Annotated in this window: 13 protein-coding genes; 8 read left to right on the top strand and 5 right to left on the bottom strand. The window is 71.8% G+C overall.

Annotated features, from left to right (window positions below; all coding sequences use genetic code 11):
* Nucleotides 1–28: 28 nt before the first annotated feature.
* The gene (locus tag HNR40_RS13960) at nt 29–457 is read right to left on the bottom strand and encodes an Lrp/AsnC family transcriptional regulator (protein WP_221340401.1); all 429 of its coding nucleotides are present in this window, start codon (nt 455–457) and stop codon (nt 29–31) included.
* A gap of 123 nt (nt 458–580) precedes the next feature.
* Here HNR40_RS13960 and HNR40_RS13955 point away from each other — a divergent pair, with 123 nt between their 5' ends.
* Together HNR40_RS13955 and HNR40_RS13950 are read left to right on the top strand one after the other, a co-directional pair.
* Nucleotides 581–1405, top strand: a complete 825-nt coding sequence (locus HNR40_RS13955; RefSeq protein ID WP_221340307.1) for a tryptophan 2,3-dioxygenase — start codon at nt 581–583, stop codon at nt 1403–1405.
* 11 nt (nt 1406–1416) lie between these two features.
* Nucleotides 1417–2715: an FAD-dependent oxidoreductase gene (locus HNR40_RS13950; protein WP_184961089.1), complete on the top strand. Its 1299-nt coding sequence runs from the start codon at nt 1417–1419 to the stop codon at nt 2713–2715.
* On the opposite strand, the gene HNR40_RS13945 is transcribed toward HNR40_RS13950, so the two are convergent.
* Nucleotides 2712–3992: a UDP-glucose dehydrogenase family protein gene (locus HNR40_RS13945; RefSeq protein WP_184961087.1), complete on the bottom strand. Its 1281-nt coding sequence runs from the start codon at nt 3990–3992 to the stop codon at nt 2712–2714. The two genes, HNR40_RS13950 and HNR40_RS13945, sit on opposite strands and share 4 nt — an antisense overlap.
* A 119-nt stretch (nt 3993–4111) precedes the next feature.
* On the opposite strand from HNR40_RS13945, the gene HNR40_RS13940 reads away from it, so the two are divergent.
* The 3 genes from HNR40_RS13940 (at nt 4112) to HNR40_RS13930 (ending at nt 8628) form a co-directional block, all read left to right on the top strand.
* Nucleotides 4112–5338, top strand: a complete 1227-nt coding sequence (locus HNR40_RS13940) for an alpha-L-fucosidase (RefSeq protein ID WP_184961085.1) — start codon at nt 4112–4114, stop codon at nt 5336–5338.
* Nucleotides 5319–6797 carry a M81 family metallopeptidase gene (locus HNR40_RS57185; RefSeq protein ID WP_184961083.1) on the top strand — a complete coding sequence of 493 codons (1479 nt, stop codon included), beginning with the start codon at nt 5319–5321 and terminating at the stop codon, nt 6795–6797. Before HNR40_RS13940 ends, HNR40_RS57185 begins: the two co-directional genes overlap by 20 nt.
* A gap of 208 nt (nt 6798–7005) precedes the next feature.
* Nucleotides 7006–8628, top strand: coding sequence for a tetratricopeptide repeat protein (locus HNR40_RS13930; RefSeq protein ID WP_184961081.1), 1623 nt, complete (start codon nt 7006–7008; stop codon nt 8626–8628).
* On the opposite strand, the gene HNR40_RS13925 is transcribed toward HNR40_RS13930, so the two are convergent.
* The gene (locus HNR40_RS13925; protein ID WP_184961079.1) at nt 8617–9663 is read right to left on the bottom strand and encodes a LysR family transcriptional regulator; all 1047 of its coding nucleotides are present in this window, start codon (nt 9661–9663) and stop codon (nt 8617–8619) included. The two genes, HNR40_RS13930 and HNR40_RS13925, sit on opposite strands and share 12 nt — an antisense overlap.
* Nucleotides 9664–9734: 71 nt before the next feature.
* Between HNR40_RS13925 and HNR40_RS13920 the strand changes: the two genes are divergently transcribed.
* Nucleotides 9735–10058 carry an ArsR/SmtB family transcription factor gene (locus HNR40_RS13920; RefSeq protein WP_184961077.1) on the top strand — a complete coding sequence of 108 codons (324 nt, stop codon included), beginning with the start codon at nt 9735–9737 and terminating at the stop codon, nt 10056–10058.
* Nucleotides 10059–10064: 6 nt separating this feature from the next.
* Here the strand turns inward: HNR40_RS13920 and HNR40_RS13915 are convergent, their stop codons facing one another.
* Both HNR40_RS13915 and HNR40_RS13910 read right to left on the bottom strand, forming a co-directional pair.
* Nucleotides 10065–10667: an AAA family ATPase gene (locus tag HNR40_RS13915; protein ID WP_184961075.1), complete on the bottom strand. Its 603-nt coding sequence runs from the start codon at nt 10665–10667 to the stop codon at nt 10065–10067.
* Between the two features lie 37 nt (nt 10668–10704).
* Nucleotides 10705–11244: a winged helix-turn-helix domain-containing protein gene (locus HNR40_RS13910; protein WP_246509108.1), complete on the bottom strand. Its 540-nt coding sequence runs from the start codon at nt 11242–11244 to the stop codon at nt 10705–10707.
* A gap of 112 nt (nt 11245–11356) precedes the next feature.
* Here HNR40_RS13910 and HNR40_RS56230 point away from each other — a divergent pair, with 112 nt between their 5' ends.
* Both HNR40_RS56230 and HNR40_RS13900 read left to right on the top strand, forming a co-directional pair.
* The gene (locus tag HNR40_RS56230) at nt 11357–12853 is read left to right on the top strand and encodes an MFS transporter (protein WP_281395246.1); all 1497 of its coding nucleotides are present in this window, start codon (nt 11357–11359) and stop codon (nt 12851–12853) included.
* A 705-nt stretch (nt 12854–13558) separates the two neighbouring features.
* Entirely contained in the window at nt 13559–14365 is an 807-nt protein-coding gene (locus HNR40_RS13900; RefSeq protein ID WP_184961070.1) for a serine/threonine-protein kinase, read from the top strand.
* Nucleotides 14366–14803: the final 438 nt, after the last annotated feature.

The following is a 14803-nucleotide window of genomic DNA, read 5'->3' as shown; positions in this document are numbered from 1 at the left end:
TTAGGCTAACCTACCGCACTCGTCCCCGCTAGCTCGGGGGCAGGGTGGCTCGCCAGGGGACCGGGGTCGACAGGACCATCGAGCTGCTCGGCGTGCCGTACCCGGCAAGCCGGTCGATCAGCCCCTCGAAGTCGGTCATCGTCGCGACCGCGACCCGGAGCACGCAGCAGGCCCCGCCGGTGACCCGGTGCACCTCGAAGATGTCGGAGGAGTCCAGCACGTCCGGGTGCCGCAGCACGCACCCCGGCCCGTAGCAGGACATCGTGACCAGCGCCACCACGCCGCGCCCCGCCGCCCGGGGGTCCACGTGCGCCCGGTAGCCGGCGATCACCCCGGCCTCCTCCAGCTTCCGCACCCGCTCGGCCACCGCGGGCGGCGACAGGTGCACCCGCCGCGACAGCTCGCTGAAGGACAGCCGCGCGTCGGCCTGCAGCTCACGCAACAGCAGCCAATCCATCTCGTCCACTTTCACCACCGAAACCCAGAAGGCAAAATTAGGCGCCATCCGCCTGGTGAAACACCCTAAAGGCCGTTGGATCGTCATTCCACGCGCGGGGCCCGCGCGGGCATCATGAGCCACATGGATGTCACCCCGATCACCGCACTCCAACGGCAGGAGCGGGCCCAGGCCAACGGCGGCGCGCCCACGCTCGAGTTCGAGCGGCAGGCGCCCTACGACCGCTATGTCCGCGCGAGTACGCTGCACGCCCTGCAGACCCCGCTCAGCGATGACCCGGGCGAGATGTCCTTCCTCATGGTCAGCCAGGTCATGGAGCTCTACTTCGGGCTGATCCGCTACGAGCTGCGCCACGCCCAGGACCTCCTGGCCGGAGACGACGTCTGGGCGTCGCTGGCCCCGCTGCGCAGGTCCGCGCTGCACCTGGAGGCGCTCAACGCCTCCTGGCAGGGGCTGCGCTGGATGACGCCGGCCGAGTTCAACCGCTTCCGCGACCTGCTCGGCGAGGGCTCCGGCTTCCAGTCGGCCATGTACCGGCACCTGGAGTTCACCCTCGGCCTCAAGTCCGAGCAGCTCATGCGCCCCTTCCGCGGCCAGCCCAAGGTCCACGCCGAGCTGCGCGAGAGCTTCGAGGCGCCCTCGCTGTGGGACGAGACGCTGGAACTGCTGCGCCGCCGCGGCCTCGCCGACGAGCCCGAGCAGGTCGTCCAGGCCTGGGTGACCATCTACGCCGACACCGGCCCCGACAACCACCTGCGCCTGCTCGGCGAGGCGCTCACCGAGGTCGCCCAGCGCTTCGGCGACTGGCGCTACCACCACCTGCAGTCGGTGAAGCGGGCCATGGGCGCCAAGGCCGGCAGCGGCGGCTCGGCCGGCCTCGTCTGGCTGGAGCGCAGCATGGCGCGGACCGTCTTCCCCGAGCTGTGGACCGCCCGCACCTTCATGTGAGGAGTTTTCCCGTGGCAGGTTCCCAAGAGGTCGCGATCGTCGGCGCCGGGCTGGCCGGGTGCCTGCTCGCCTGCTACCTGGCCAGGCGCGGGCATCAGGTCACGCTCTACGAGCGGCGGCCCGACCCGCGCGCCGAGGGCGCCGAGCGCGGCCGCTCGATCAACCTCGCGCTGTCGGAGCGCGGGCTGTCGGCGCTGCGCGGCATCGGCCTGGAGGAGCAGGTCATGGCCGAGGCGCTGCCCATGCGCGGCCGGCTGATCCACCCGGTGCGGGGCGAGCTGGACCTGCAGCTCTACAGCTCCGACGGGCTCCGCTCGATCAACTCGATCAGCCGGGCGCGGCTCAACGCCGCCCTCCTGAACGCCGCCGAACAGCACGCCGAAGTCCGCTTCGAGCACCGGCTCACCGGGCTGGACCCGGTCACCGGGACCATGCGCTTCGAGGGCGGGCAGGAGGAGAAGGCGGCCGTGGTGCTGGGCGCCGACGGGGCGGGCTCCGCCGTACGGGCGCGGCTGGCCGAGCACGCGGGGCTGCGCGAGCGCACCGACTTCCTCGGCCACGGCTACAAGGAGCTGACGATCCCGGCGCGCGACGGCGAGTTCGCGATGGACCCGGGCGCGCTGCACATCTGGCCGCGCGGCACCTCCATGATGATCGCGCTGCCGAACCCGGACCACTCGTTCACGTGCACGCTGTTCTGGCCGGACGAGGACTTCGACGCGCTCGGCTCACCGGAGGCGGTCGCCCGGCACTTCGGCGAGGTGTATCCGGACGCGGTCCCGCTCATCCCCGATCTGGTGGACGACTTCGCGGCCAACCCCGTCGGGCGGCTGGGCACGGTGCGGGCCGTACCGTGGCAGGCGGGCGGGCGTGTGGGGCTCATCGGCGACGCGGCGCACGCGATCGTGCCCTTCTACGGGCAGGGCGCGAACTGCGCGTTCGAGGACGTCGTGGTGCTCGACCGCTGCCTGGACGAGACCGGCGACGACTGGGCCCGCGCGCTGCCGACGTTCGAGCGGCGGCGGCGGGCCGACACCGAGGCGATCGCCGAGATGGCGCTGGCGAACTTCGTCGAGATGCGCGACAAGGTCGCCTCGCCCGTCTACCGGCTGGCCAGGCGGGCCGAGCACGCCCTGCAGGAGGCGCTGCCCGGCCGCTACGTCTCGCGCTACGAGCTGATCTCCTTCTCCACCGTCCCGTACGCGCGGGTGCGCCGCCGGGTCCGCCGCCAGCAGCAGGTTCTCGGCGCGCTCGCGGCGCTGGGTGCGGCGGCGCTGGTGTTCGGGGCGGTGCGGCGCCTCAGGGCTTAGGGGCGTCCGACGCTCATATAGGTGAAGCCGAGTGCGCGCATGGTGGCCGGGTCGAGGTGGTTGCGGCCGTCGAACAGCACCGGCCTGCGCATGGTGTCGCGGACGTCGGCCCACGGCACGTCGCGCAGCTCGGGCCAGGCGGTGGCGAGGATCGCGGCGTCCGCACCGGCCAGCGCCTCCTGCGGGCTGCCATGCCGCACGGCTGACGCCCAGGGCTCGGGCTGCCCGTCCGGGGCCAGCGGGTCCCAGCACGTCACCTTGGCGCCCTCGGCCAGCAGCCGCGCGGCCAGCACGGTGCTCGGCGCCTCGCGCATGTCGTCGGTGCCCGGCTTGAACGTCATGCCGAGCACCGCGATCTTGGCGCCGCCGAGCCCGCCGAGCGCGTCCTTCAGCTTCTGGATGGCCCGCCGCTTCTGCAGGTTGTTCACCTCGATGGCGGCGTTCAGCAGCTGAGTGTGGTGTCCGGTGTTGCTGGCGAGCTGCTTCAGCGCCTCGGAGTCCTTGGGGAAGCAGCTGCCGCCCCAGCCGATGCCGGCGCGCAGGAAGTGCGGGCCGATCCGGTGGTCCAGCCCGACCGCCCTGGAGACCTGCTCCACGTCCGCGCCGGTCAGCTCGCACAGCACCGCGATCTCGTTCATGAAGCTGATCCTGGTCATGAGCATGGCGTTGCTGGCCAGCTTGACCATCTCGGCCGAGGCCACGTCCATCACCTCGACCGGCCCGTCCACGCCTTCGTGCAGTTCGGTGACGAGCCGGATCACGCCCTCGTCGGACGCGCCGACGACGACCCGGTCCGGGCGCATGAAGTCGGCCACCGCCTGGCCTTCCGCGGTGAACTCGGGGTTGGAGGCGTAGCCGACGTGGGCCAGGTCGCTCTCGTCGAGCACCGCCCGTACCCTCGCGCCGGTGCCGACCGGGACCGTGCTCTTCACCACGACGGCCTTCAGGTGCTCGGCGCCCTTCAGCGACCCGATCACCGACCAGACGCGCGACAGGTCGGCGTCGCCGGCCGCGGTCGGCGGGGTGTCCACGCAGACGTACACGATCTCGGTGCCGGCGAGGGCTTCCTCGGCGCTCAGCGTGAAGGTGAGGCGTTCGGCGTTGCCCGTGATCAGCTCGCCCAGGCCGGGCTCGTGGATGGGCACCCGCCCGGCTTTCAGGAGGCGGATGCGCTCGTCCTGGATGTCGCGGACCGCGACGGTGTGCCCGAGCTCGGCCAGGCACGCGGCGGTCACCAGGCCGATGTAGCCGGCCCCGAAAACTGCGATCTTTCGCATCTCTTCCTCACCTCTTCCCCCGCAAGAGTGCCCGAACGGAACCAGGCTCCGGAAATCGGGGTGAGGGGTGCTTCTATAGTAGTTCCCCAGACATCCGATGAAAGGCGATATTTCCGGTCATGGCGATACAGTCGTGGTTCCCCCAGGCCAAGCTGGGGATCTTCGTCCACTGGGGCATCTATGCCGTCGACGGCGTGGCGGAGTCGTGGTCTTTCTTCGACGGACGCGTCGGTTACGACGACTACATGAAGCAGGTGGACGGGTTCACCGCCGACCGCTTCGACGCGGCGCAGTGGTCGGATCTGTTCGACGAAGCCGGTGCCCGTTACGCGGTGCTGACCGCCAAGCACCACGACGGTTTCGCGCTCTGGCCGACGGCGTTGTCGGGGCTGCGTACCGAACGCGACTTCGTCGGCGAGTACGTGAGCGCGATGCGCGAGCGCGGGCTGCACGCCGGGCTGTACTTCTCGCACCTGGACTGGTCGCACCCCGACTACGCCAGCGTGGGCACCGGCGACAACCGCTTCTCCCACCCGGAGCCGGGGAAGGAGGATCCGGCCGCGTGGGAGCGGTTCCTGGCCTTCCACCGGGGGCAGCTGCGGGAGCTCCAGGAGCGCTACGCGCCCGACCTGCTGTGGTTCGACGGTGACTGGGAGCGCGACGCGGCGACCTGGCGGATGACCGAGCTGCGCGAGGAGCTGCTCGGCCGGCAGCCGAAGGTCGTGATCAACGGGCGGATGCAGGGTGAGGGCGACTACGCCACGCCCGAGCAGGGCGTGCCGATCGAGCCGCCGGCCGGGCCCTGGGAGCTGTGCCTGACGATCAACGACTCGTGGGGCCACCAGGGGCACGACACCAACCACAAGTCGGTGCGGCAGCTCGTCCGGATCTTCGCCGAGACCATCGGCGGCGGCGGCAACCTGCTGCTCGACGTGGGACCGCGCGCGGACGGGACGATCACCCCCGAGCAGTCCTCGCGGCTGCGGGAGCTGGGCGCCTGGATCCGGCCGCGTGCCGAGGCGATCTACCCGACGGGACGCGGGCTGCCGCCCGGCCACTTCAACGGGGCCAGCACGGTCTCGGCCGACCGGCGGACGCTGTATCTGTTCGTGTTCGACCGGCCCAACGAGTTCGTGGTGCTGCGCGGGGTGCGTAACAAGGTCAGCTCGGTGCGCGTGCTGGGCGGCGGCGCGGAGCTGCGGCACGAGCGGTTCGGCGGGCTGCACGAGGTGCCCGGATGGGAGTACGTCTACCTGGCCGACTCCGACCTCGATCCGCTGTGCACGGTGCTGGAGGTCCGTCTGGACGGGGAACTGGAGGTCTACCGTGACCACACCCGTGACTAGGCGCGTGGCGATCTGCGGCATCGGGACGGAGTCGAGCACGTTCAGCGCGCACCGCACGGGCTATGACGACTTCATCCTTTGGCACGATTTTTCGCGTTATCCGTTTCTTTGTCAGGACTCTGGGCGGTGGCCTGAGTCGGGGGGCCGGGTGGAGTTCGTCCCGATCCTGGTGGCGCGGGCGCTGCCGGGCGGCCAGGTCACCCGGGAGGCGTACGAACGGCTGGAGTCCGAACTGCTCGCCGGGCTGTGGACGGCGGGGCCGTTCGACGGCGTCTATCTCGACCTGCACGGCGCGATGCACGTCGAGGGCCGCGACGACGCCGAGGCCGGTCTCGCCGCCGCGATCAGGGACGTCGTCGGCCCCGCCGCGCCGATCGCCGCCTCCATGGACCTGCACGGCCAGGTGTCGCGCCGCTTCGCCGAACTCGTCGACCTGCCCACCGCCTACCGCACCGCCCCGCACGTCGACGTCGAGGAGACGCGCGAGCGCGCCTGCCGCCTGCTCGTCCGCGCGCTGACCGAGGACCTGGACGTGGTCCGTTCCTGGGTACGGCTGCCGCTGCTGCTGCCCGGCGAACGCACCAGCACCCGCCTGGACCCGGCCGCCGCGATCTACGCCCGCCTGCCGGAGATCGAGCGACGCCCCGGCGTCCTGGACGCCTCGATCTGGATCGGCTACGCCTGGGCCGACGCCCCGCGCTCCAGCGTCAACGTCCTGACCACCGGCACCTCCCCGGAGGCCGTCACCACCGCCACCACCGAACTCGCCGAAGCCCTGTGGCGCTCCCGCGACGACTTCGCCTTCGCGATGCCCGCCCTGCCACCCCGCGCCGCCATCGAACAAGCCTTGTCCTTGCCACAGCGCCCGTTCTTCATCAGCGACTCCGGCGACAACCCCACGGCCGGCGGCTCCGGCGACGCGTCCTTCTTCCTGTCCGACCTCCTCTCCACCCCCGCGCTGACCGACGGCGGCAAGACCGCGATCTGGGCATCCTGCGTGGACCCGCCGGCCGTGGCCGTCTGCATGACGGCCGGCGTCGGCGGCGAGGTGACCTTGCAGATAGGCGGCGTCTTTTCCGGCGACCCACCCGTGCCCCTGAAGGGCACCGTCCACGCGGTACGCCGCGCCGACCCGGTAGGCGGCGACCTGGCCGCGGTGAGGTCCGGAGGCGTCTACGCGGTCCTGACCACGCGGCGCAAGCCGTACCACCTCGTGAAGGACCTCACCGACCTGAACCTCGACCCGTGGCAGCACGACCTGACCGCCATCAAGATCGGCTACCTGGAACCCGACCTGCACCGCGCCGCCGCCGCCTCGATCCTCGCCCTCACACCCGGCGGCGTGAGCCAGGACCTGACCGCGCTCCCCTACACCCGCCTGACCCGCCCCATCCACCCCCTCGACCCCGCCATGCCCGCCCCCGGCCTCACCCCCACCCTGCTGAAACGCCCCACCTGACAACCCCTCGCCCGCTCACCCGCGATCCCCAGGTGGCATGCCCGGGTGGGCGTCTCTGGGTGCGGCGGTCACGCCGCTGACTAGGAGAAATGTCCAGCAGATAACCCCGAATGATCCTCCGATAATTACCGCTAAATCCAGCCATTTCCTTCATGCCTCTTGGTAGAAAGCACTCTGTTCTTGATCGGAGCGCAGGAAAGGCAAGGCATTGACGCGAAAAATCGGCAGGGTCCCCCAGCTGCCGCCGGACAGCGGTCTCAACATCGTGATCCTGACCATGGCCGCCTCCATGTCCGGCGACCGGCAGAGCGCCGAGATGCTCGCCGAGTGCGCGGAGACGCTGTTCGCCGAGGGCGACGACGCCGACGCGCTCGACTGGTTCTCGCTGATCGTGGAGGGCGGCGAGCCCGACCTCGCCCCGCACGCGGCGCTGCGCATCGGCGACGTGCTCATCGACGCGGACATGGGCGCCGCCCAGGCCGCCTGGCGCCACGCCGCCGACCACGGCGCCGAGCGGGTCGCGATGACCGCGCGCGAGAACTTCGAGGTGCTCGCCCGCCACGACGTCGAACCGCGCACCAGCCCCGCCACGGCCGAGGAGGTGGTCGGCCTCGCGGCGCTCGCGCGCGGCCGCATGTGGGTCGCGGAGGGCGACCTGCGGGCGGCGGGCCACGCGTTCGAGCAGGCCACGGAGTCGCCGATCCCCGACCTGGCTGCGGAGGGCTTCGCCTACCTGGGCTCGGCGCTGGCGCTGGCGGGCGAGCCCGACCGGGCCGTGCCGGCGCTGGAGCGCGCGATCGCCACCGGGCACCCCCGCTACGGCCCGATGGCGGCGGTCGACCTGTCGTCCATCCTCAGCGGCCGGGGGCAGCACGACCGGGCGATCGCCGTGCTCAGGCAGGCGCAGCGGGGCGAGGGCTGGGCGGCCTCCATGGCGGCGGTCAACATCGGGGTGCTGCTCGCGCGCGAGCTGGGCGACCTCGACGCGGGTCTCGCCGAGTTGCGCCGCGTCGCCGCCGGTTCCGACCCGATGGCGGCCGCGGGCGGGCTGTTCAACCTCGCCACCCTGCTGGAGGAGAACGGCGACGCCGCCGGCGCACGGCGCGCGTACCAGGACGCGGTGGCCTTGGGGCAGCCGATGTTCAGCGGGAAGGCCGCGGTGAACCTCGGCATCCTGGAGACCAGGGAGGGCGATCTCCAGGCTGCCGAGACCGCCTGGCGGCTGGCCGTACGGGTGGGCGGGCCCGAGGACCAGGCCAAGGCCCACGACATGCTGGAACGGCTCAGCCTCCTCGACCCGGCCGACTCCGTCGCCAGGGGCGCGCACCTGCTGGCGGAGGGCGAACCCGAGGCGGCGCTGCGCGAGTTCGAGCTGGCCATGGACAGCGGCCATCCGCTGCACGCGCCGTGGGGCGCGGCGTATGTCGGGTTCCTGTTCTCCATCGAGTCGGGCAGGCAGGGCGCCGAGGTGGGCATCGCCCGGCTGAACGAGGCGGGACGGGCCGAGCTGGAGCCCAGGGCTTGGGTGCTGTTCGGGGTGCTGGCCGTACGGCATGGCGACCTCGACGCGGCCGAAGCCGCCTGGCGCACCGTCCCCCGCACGGCCCGCGACGCCTTCCCGGCCGCCGCCTGCCTGCTGTGGGTGCTGCATCGGGACCCGGCGCAGGCGGAGGGGGCGTTCGGCTGGGTGCTGGAGGTGGCTGGCGACCTGGCGCGCGACGTGGTGGAGGCGGCCGAGCAGATCGGGCACGTGCGCGCCCGGCACGGCGACGACACCGGGGCTCAGCAGGCGTACGAGACGAGCCGCAGGCTGGCGGCGCTAACGAACTGACGGGTGCCCGGTCTCGGCGGTCTCCTCGCGCAGGGCCTCCCACAGGAGGTTCAGCGGGTGGTCCGGGGCGTAGCGTTCGCGTTCGCCCTTCCTGGTGAACACCGCGGAGACCATCTCGACCTTGGGCTCGACGTCGTGCACCAGGTCGACGACGCGTAGCGATCCGCCTTCCGCGACGCGTCTGGCCAGCGTGCGGGTGACGATCATGCAGCCTCTGGCCAGGCGGGAGCGCAGCAGGGCGAGGCCGTACTGGACATCCTCGATCTCGGCGGCGATCGTGAGGCGCTCACGGAACGCCGGCCCGAACCAGCGCGTCAGGAAGTCGGCGATCAGCCCGCTCCCCGGCACGACCAGCGGCAGTTTGGCGAGCGCGCTGACCGGCGCGGAGGGGCCGGGCAGGTCCTCGGGCGGCAGGTTGGTCAGCAGGACGGGGCTGCCGCGGCGCCATTCCAGCACGTCGTAGGCGTCGTGGGCGGCGGGCGCGCCGACCGGGGTGACGACGCTGCCGCACAGCAGGTCCACCCGGCCCTCGTCCAGGCGCGGCCAGAAGTCCTTGGTGCGCACGTGCACGAGCCGGAACTCCACGCCGCGCCGGGTGAACTCCGGCGCCACCCGCTCCCACGCCCGCGACAGGATCCACAGCGTGAACTCGGTCGTGCCGACGGTCAGCGTCGTGCCGATGCGCCTGCGGCGGGCGTGCACGTCGTCCATCAGCTCGGCCAGCACCTCCTGCGCCCGTTCGACCAGGGTCTCGCCGGTGGGGGTGAAGACGAAGTCCTTGCCCCTGCCGCGCTTGCTGACCAGGACCTCGCCGCAGAGCGCCTGGTAGGTGCGGTTGAGGCTGTCGAGCTGCTTCTGCACGCTGGACTGCTCCCTGCCGAGCAGCCGCGCCGCCTGCAGGGCCGAGCCCGTCCGCCGGACCACGGCCAGCGTCCTGAGCTGGTCGAGGCTGGTGTCGAGCAGCGCGGGCGGGCAGCTCAGCAGCAGGGCCAGCGGCTCGTCGGGCGGCACCAGCTCGGGTAAGGGCGCGGACATACAGCGAACCTACTGCCTCAGGCGGCGCGCGGGTTTGCCAGCGGCGGGGCCCACGGGGAGCATAGGGAGTCATGCGCGCACCCGAACCGACCGCCGAGCAGGTGAAGGCGGCCGTCGAGGCGTTCCGCATGCTCAGCGACGGCACGCGGCTACGCCTCATGTGGCTGCTGTCATCGGGCGAGTACGACGTGGGGTCCCTGGCCGAGGCCGTGGACGTGCCGAGGCCGTCGGTCTCGCAGCACCTGGCGAAGCTGCGCCTGGCGGGCCTGGTCGAGACCCGCAGGGACGGCCGCCGGGTCCTCTACCGGGCGCGCGACGCCCACGTGCGCGCGCTGATCCACGAGGCCCTGTTCCACGCCGACCACGAGGTCTCCGGCATCCCCCGGCACGACTGAACCCGGCTACGAGCCGGTGTCCACCACCGTCGGAACGTCCTCGAACACCAGGGCGCGCAGGGCGTCGGCCCCCGCGCGGTCCAGCACGGTCGCGCTCGCCGCCGGCGCCGGCGAACCGCCCTGGACCTGGGCGAGCAGCCGCCGCCAGCGACGGCTGTGCCGGTCGAACGTCGCGGCGGGCACCACCCGGCCGCGCGCGTGCTGCCCTTCCAGCGCCGTGCGCGGGTCCACGTCCAAGAGGATCAGATGGAACGGCCGGCCGCGCCGCCTGGCCAGCCACGCGAACCCATGCAGGACATGCGGCCAGGCGCCCCGGTTGTGCGCGACCACGGAGTGCCCGGCGGCCAGTTCACGCCCGATCCGCGACACGTGCCCCACGTAGACCACGAACGTCCGCACCGGCTTGGGCGCCCACGACAGCCTTCGCCCCCACCGGTTACGCGACTGGCGCGAGTCGATCACCCGGACCGGGCCGATGGCGACGGGCTCGTGCTCGTCGCCGGTCAGGCCGTAGAGACGGGTCAGCAGGGTGCTCTTTCCGGCGCCCGGCAGCCCGGTGAAAATCACGAGCGAACCCGGCGGATAACGGAGAGCCTCGTCGGATACCACGCGGCCTCCAGTTATGGCATGAATGTCCGCGCACACTCTACCCGGCCCCCGTGGGAAAGACGTCGAAGTGCACGATGACCCGGGAGGTGTCCGGATGATCGGGTCCGCGCTCGTCCGACACCACGCGGTAGGGCTCGATCACCTCCATGACGGCGTCGCGCATGGCGATGCTCTCCTCGGTCGTCAGCCTCAGCGAACGGCGGGACAGGCCGCTGGCCTCCACCCACTCCCTCGGGGTGCCGGGTTCCTCGGTGAGCCAGCGCTCCAGTTCGGCGCCGCGTTGCCGTACCAGATCCTGGAGGAGAACGCGGATGACCCCGAGCGTCTCGCTGTCGGCGGCGTCCTCGGGGGTGCCGTAGCCGAAGCCGCCGGGGGTCACCCGCCAGTACTTCTCCTTGCCCTTCCCCAGCCCCTCGGCCACCTCGATCATCCCGTGCCTGGCCAGTTCGCGCAGGTGGTAGCTGGTGGAACCGGTGTTCTCGCCGACGCGGCCGGACAGCTGGGTGGCGGTGGAGGGGCCGAGCTCCTCCAGCAGTTCATACAGCCGCAGTCGCAGAGGGTGGGCGAACGACTTCATGGCGTTCACATCGAGCGTCCTCTTCGAAAACCGCTTGCCTGCCATCAGCGTGCAAACCTATCTTTGCAAAGAAACACATGCACAGTTTTCCTTACACACTAGCGGGGGCGGGATGCGTTCGTTCAGGTTTCTGTGGTCGTCGTCGGCGCTGTCGAACCTCGCCGACGGCGTGCTCAAGGTCGGCACCCCCCTGCTGGCCGTCACCCTGACCCGCTCCCCCGCGGAGGTCGCCCTCGCCGGAGTCGCCACCACGCTGCCCTGGCTCCTGCTCGCCCTGCCCGCCGGGGCCGTGGCCGACCGCCAGGACCGGCGCCGCATCATGGTCCTCGCCAACGCCTTCCGCGCCGCCCTGCTGGTCGCCGTCGCCGCCTTCGCCTGGTCCGGCACGTTGTCGCTCTGGATCCTGCTGGCCGTCGTACTCCTGTCCGGAATGGCCGAGGTCTTCGCCGACACCTCAGCCCAGTCCGTCCTGCCGATGACCGTCCCATCCGACCGCCTGGCCTGGGCGAACGGCCGCATCGTGGGCGCCCAGACGGTCGGCAACGACTTCATCGGCTCTCCGCTGGCGGGCGTCCTGGTCACACTCCTCCCACCCGCCATCCTCGGCGCCCCCGGCATCCTGTACGGCGCCGCCGGCCTCCTGCTCCTGGGCATGCGCGGCACCTACCGCCCCACCCCCGCAGTGACCTCCACCCCCACAACCACCCTCACCCCCGCCACCACCGCCGCCCCCGCGGTGACCCCCACGAACACGCTTGCCACCACCACGAGCTCTTCCCAGCCCGCCACCACCGTCACCCACGCCAAGGCCCACACGGACGCGTCCCACACCACCGAAGCCCGCCCGGCCAGCACCCCCGACCCGGCCTGTTCGAGCACCCCCGACCCGGCCGGTTCGCCCGGACACGCCGGGCCCGATCCGGAGGGCGCCGCTCCCTCGGATCCCGAGCCGTCCGGGGCCGGCGGTGGGCCAGGGCCGCACAGGCGGAGTCTGATGGGTGACGTCGCCGAGGGCCTGCGGTACCTGTGGGCGCACAGGTTCCTGAGGTTGCTGGCGATCTCCAGCGGGATGCTGAACCTGGGCAACGCCGCCTTCTTCGCCGTGTTCGTGCTGTGGGTCGTCGGCCCGGGATCGCGCATGGAACTCTCACCCGCCGCGTACGGCCTGATGATGACCACCTTCGCCGTCGGCGCGGTGGGCGGATCGTTCGTGAGCGACCAGGTGATCCGATGGGGCGGCGAGGGACGGACGCTGGTGGGTTCCTGGCTGGCGAGCAGCCTGCTACTGGCAGCCCCCATCCTGACCCCGCACCCGGCCGTACTGTTCCCCGTGGCGGTCCTGTGGGGCGCCACCAACACCTGGTCCAACGTGATCGTCATCTCGACCCGCCAGCGGATCATCCCCGAGGGCCTGCTCGGCCGCGTCAACTCCGCCTACCGACTGATAGGTATGGGCGGCATGCCCATCGGCGCGGGAGTGGCCGGTCTGATGGGCGAGACCTGGGGCCTGCTCTCAGTCTTCATCGCCTCCGTAGCCATCTGCCTGACCGCCGTAGCCCTGATCGCCCGCGCAATCCCCGCCTTCACCCCCTCAACCCCCCACCCCTAACCCACCACCCCACCCCGCCACCTCCTCACCCCGCCAACCCCGCCAACTCGCCATAGGCACGGCGACGGAGTGGGCGTCCTGACAAGCGGGTGACACGGGAGCAGGGGTGGGCGCTCCGGTGGGCGCAACGAGACGGCACGACGGCCCCGGTCGAGTGTGTGGCACGCGGTGGAGAGGGCGAGGCGGTGGAGACGGTGGCACGCCGTGGAGAGGGTGGCACGCGGGTCGAGTGGGCGGCACGCGGTCGAGCGGCGACGCGCGGCGGAGTGGCGACGCGGCGGGGAGGGTGGCACGCGGGTCGAGTGGGCGGCGCGCGGTGGAGAGGGTGGCACGCGGGTCGAGTGGGCGGCGCGCGGTGGAGAGGGTCGCACGCCGGAGGAGTGGGCGGCGCGCGGTGGAGAGGGTCGCACGCCGGAGGAGTGGGGCGCACGCCGGAGGAGGTGGCGCGTGGCGGGGAGGGTGGCGCGCGGTGGGTGGGTGGGGGTGGGGGTGGGGGTGGAGGGTGTCGAGGCCTTGTGGGTGGGGGTTTGGGGGTGGGGTGTCGGGTTGTGGGGGCTTTGGGGGTTGGGGGCGTGTCGGGTGGTGGATCTAATTTCCGGGGGGTTGAGCTGGACCTTGACTATTCCCGACATAACCAGATCACGTTAGGTACCCTATGGCTTGCGCTGAGATGACATGATTGCCCCGGAGCAACGAGGGGATGGCATGCGGGAGATCGGCGGACGGTACCTCCTCAGCGAGGAGGCCGGTCGTGGGGGTATGGGAGTCGTCTGGCGGGCCTTCGATCAGCTCCTCCATCGAGAGGTTGCCCTCAAGGAGCTGACGCTGGCCGGTGAGGCCGAGGTGGTGCGCAGGCGAGTGCTGCGGGAAGCCCGCATGGCCGCCGGACTGACGCACCCCAACATCGTCACGGTCCATGACCTGATCGAGAAGAGCGGCAAGCTCTGGATCGTCATGGAGTACCTTGACGGCCTCTCCCTGCACCAGTTGCTCTCCCAGGTGGGCACGCTGCCCGCCCAGAGCGTCGCCGCGATCGGGCAGCACCTGCTCGCCGCCCTGCGTACCGCGCATCAGGCGGGCGTTCTGCATCGCGACATCAAACCGGCGAACGTGATGCTCACCGGCGACCGCGTGGTGCTCACGGACTTCGGCATCGCGACCGCCGAGGGCGACATCCGCACGACGACGTCCCGCCGTCTGCGCGGCACCCCCGCGTTCATGGCTCCCGAGCGCCTGTACGGCGGCGCCGCCACCAAAGAGGCCGACATGTGGTCCTTCGGCGCGACCCTGTACAGCGCCCTTGAGGGCCAGCCGCCCTACCCGGGCCAGGACGCCGCGACCGTTCTCGCCATGGCCCGCACCGGCAGCTTCCCGACCCCCCGCCGCGCCGGAATCCTCCGCCCGCTGCTGGAGGGCCTGCTGCACCACGACCCCGCCCGCCGCTTCACCAATGAGCACACGGCCGGTCTGCTGGCAGGCGTACGGGCGAGCACCTTCCAGGCCGCCATCTGACGACGCGGCTCAGTAGGCAGAGGCGATCAGGTGCATGGCGGCCAGCGCCTGCCAGGGCCGCCACCGCTCAGGATCGACGCCCCCGGGGAACAACGAGGCCACGGCAGCCCGCAGTGCGGGATCGGCCGCGGGCCACGCCTCAGGATCGCCACCCCGGAAGGCAAGATCAGAGCCAACCCCGAACGCCAGGTCAGCGCCACCCCGGAAAGTCAGGTCAGCTCCGGCCCCGAAGAGCAGGTCAGAGCCGCCCCGGGAAACCTGGTCAACACCGGCGCCGAAGAGCAGGTCAGAGCCGGCCCGGAAGGCCAGGCCGGTGCCAGCCCGGTAAGCACGATCGGAGCCGACTCGGGCACCACGGGCGGTGTCAGCCGGGGAGACAGGGGCGGAGCCAGTTCGGGGGGTACAGGCGGCCCGAGAGGTGGAGGAGGCCCGAGAGGT

The organism is Nonomuraea endophytica, from assembly GCF_014203235.1.
GTDB classification, from domain to species: Bacteria; Actinomycetota; Actinomycetes; order Streptosporangiales; family Streptosporangiaceae; genus Nonomuraea; species Nonomuraea endophytica.
This window is presented reverse-complemented; position numbering and strand designations above follow the sequence as displayed.

What these genes read in the sequence shown, in the direction of transcription:
- HNR40_RS13960 (WP_221340401.1), bottom strand. Translation starts at nt 457, where the DNA reads ATGGATTGGCTGCTGTTGCGTGAGCTGCAGGCCGACGCGCGGCTGTCC.
- HNR40_RS13955 (WP_221340307.1), top strand. Translation starts at nt 581, where the DNA reads ATGGATGTCACCCCGATCACCGCACTCCAACGGCAGGAGCGGGCCCAG.
- HNR40_RS13945 (WP_184961087.1), bottom strand. Translation starts at nt 3,992, where the DNA reads ATGCGAAAGATCGCAGTTTTCGGGGCCGGCTACATCGGCCTGGTGACC.
- HNR40_RS13940 (WP_184961085.1), top strand. Translation starts at nt 4,112, where the DNA reads ATGGCGATACAGTCGTGGTTCCCCCAGGCCAAGCTGGGGATCTTCGTC.
- HNR40_RS13925 (WP_184961079.1), bottom strand. Translation starts at nt 9,663, where the DNA reads ATGTCCGCGCCCTTACCCGAGCTGGTGCCGCCCGACGAGCCGCTGGCC.
- HNR40_RS13920 (WP_184961077.1), top strand. Translation starts at nt 9,735, where the DNA reads ATGCGCGCACCCGAACCGACCGCCGAGCAGGTGAAGGCGGCCGTCGAG.
- HNR40_RS13910 (WP_246509108.1), bottom strand. Translation starts at nt 11,244, where the DNA reads ATGAAGTCGTTCGCCCACCCTCTGCGACTGCGGCTGTATGAACTGCTG.
- HNR40_RS56230 (WP_281395246.1), top strand. Translation starts at nt 11,357, where the DNA reads ATGCGTTCGTTCAGGTTTCTGTGGTCGTCGTCGGCGCTGTCGAACCTC.
- HNR40_RS13900 (WP_184961070.1), top strand. Translation starts at nt 13,559, where the DNA reads ATGCGGGAGATCGGCGGACGGTACCTCCTCAGCGAGGAGGCCGGTCGT.